At 69.9% G+C, this 1,876-nt stretch carries 3 protein-coding genes; all 3 read left to right on the forward strand.

Features of this window, described 5'->3' with window-relative positions; genetic code table 11:
• A partial coding sequence (locus tag K206_RS0123290) for an aminotransferase class I/II-fold pyridoxal phosphate-dependent enzyme (protein ID WP_020204801.1) occupies positions 1-548 on the forward strand: 548 nt, incomplete at its 5' end.
• Between the two features lie 527 nt (positions 549-1,075).
• The gene (locus tag K206_RS0123295) at positions 1,076-1,531 is read left to right on the forward strand and encodes a cellulose biosynthesis protein BcsD (RefSeq protein WP_029043985.1); all 456 of its coding nucleotides are present in this window, start codon (positions 1,076-1,078) and stop codon (positions 1,529-1,531) included.
• 60 nt (positions 1,532-1,591) lie between these two features.
• Positions 1,592-1,876, forward strand: a 285-nt coding sequence (gene bcsP, locus K206_RS0123300; protein WP_020204803.1) for a cellulose biosynthesis protein BcsP, incomplete at its 3' end; no start/stop codon positions are given.

A 1,876-nucleotide genomic window follows, 5' to 3' on the forward strand; every position in this document is an offset into this window, starting at 1 on the left:
GCGCCGGCCTCGACGAGGACGCGTTCGCCGTGCGCGAACTGGCCGCGCAGGAAGTGCCGTGCCTGGTGGCGAATTCCTTCTCCAAGAACTTCTCGCTGTACGGCGAGCGCTGCGGTGGCCTGAGCGTGGTCTGCCGCGACGCCGACGAGGCCGGCCGCGTGCTGGGCCAGCTCACCGGCACCGTGCGCGCCAACTACAGCAACCCGCCCACCCACGGCGCCCGCGTGGTGGCCCGGGTGCTGGGCTCCCCCGCGCTGCGCGCGCAGTGGGAGGAAGAACTCAAGGCCATGTGCGGCCGCATCGCCGCCATGCGCGGGCTGATCCACGACAACCTGCGCCCGCACGTCGGCGGCGAGGCGCTGTCGCGTTACCTGACCCAGCGCGGCATGTTCACCTACACCGGCCTGACCGCGGAGCAGGTCGACGTGCTGCGCGACAAGCACGGTGTCTACCTGCTGCGCTCGGGCCGCATGTGCGTGGCGGGGCTGAACCAGGGCAACGTCGCGGCGGTGGCGCAGGCCATCGCCAGCGTGCTGGCGACCGCCTGATTCCGCCGCGGGAGGGCCAGTCCCTCCCGCCTTCCACGCCGCGCCGCCCGCGCGCGGCATCCCGGGGCCAGTCCGCGCGACTGGCCTTGTCGTTTCCGCCGCGCGCCAGTCTTCCCGCCGGCGGTGGCTCCGGCGGCGCAGGGTCCCGCCCGGCGTCCTTCCCGCCGCGATCCCGCTGCAATCCCGCCGCAACCCCGCTCCCCACCCCAAAACACCGCCGGCCGGTGCCTTCCAGATCACCGGCGAGGCTTTCCCCGCTTCGGCGGGGGGAGACTTCCCGGGGCGTTCGTAAGCTGTCAGTCTGCTAAGACTGTTCCGATGTGGCGGGCGCCCGGGCCGTCCGGCCCGGCCCGTGACCGGGATGGCATGGACCCTAAGGGGCGGTTCGTTTGTTGTAGAGATGAAACATGGTTCGCTCCAGGGAGGCCGTTGCGCGCGCAGCATTTGCCGCCGGACATGCCTTGGACTGAAAATGAGCTTCACAATACAAAAAACGATAATTGGGAATCTGAACGGGGTTTTTGGGTGTGAATCAGGCAATTCTGCAGTATCTGAGCGAGCGGCATTGCTCCTCGCAATGGCGTGACGTTTTGTCCGCACTCGCCGAAGAACTGGCCGAGGTGACGGATCCTGCCACCCTGCGCGCGATGATGCGGCGCGTCGGTGTGCGTTTCGCGCAACGTTTCGACCCGGGGGCCTGCGCCACGCTGGCCGAATTCGAGCGGGCGATCGCCCAGATCTGGCTGGACGTGGACTGGGGCTGGGCCAGCATCGAGGACGCCGGCGGCGCGCTGGTGATCCGGCATTACTGCGCGCCGCTCAGAGTGGCGCTGGGCGAGTCAGCCGATGGCTGGTCTGCCGCGTTCCTGGAAGGGGCGTACCAGCAGTGGTTCCGCATGCTGGGCTCATCCGAATCCCTGAAAGTCAGCCAAAGCACGCCGATGGACGCGACCGGAAGCGTGGAATTCCGCTTCGGCCGCTGACGCGCGCCCGGGCCCGGAACGCAGGCGCCGGGCCACTTTCTTTCCGTGTGAGCAACAATCATGAGTCAGTCAGACGACCTGTCAAAGCTGTTCGAGCGCTTTGGCGGCAAGGCGGAAGCCTACCAGGAGATCGTGCGCGACGACGAGGCGGCGCAGGCGCGCGAGCGTTGGCCGCTGCTGTCGTCCGTGCGGGTGGACCGCGCCGCCGCGGTGCCGCCGGTGCAGCCGGCCGGCGCGCCGGCGCAGGACGGCGCCGCGGCCGCGCCGTTCTGGCGCGCCCCGGCCGAGCCGCCGGTCGCTGCCGTGGAAAAAGTGATTGGCAAGCCTCCCGTGCCGGCGCCTGCC

Source organism: Cupriavidus sp. WS (assembly GCF_000395345.1).
Taxonomy (GTDB): domain Bacteria; phylum Pseudomonadota; class Gammaproteobacteria; order Burkholderiales; family Burkholderiaceae; genus Cupriavidus; species Cupriavidus basilensis_B.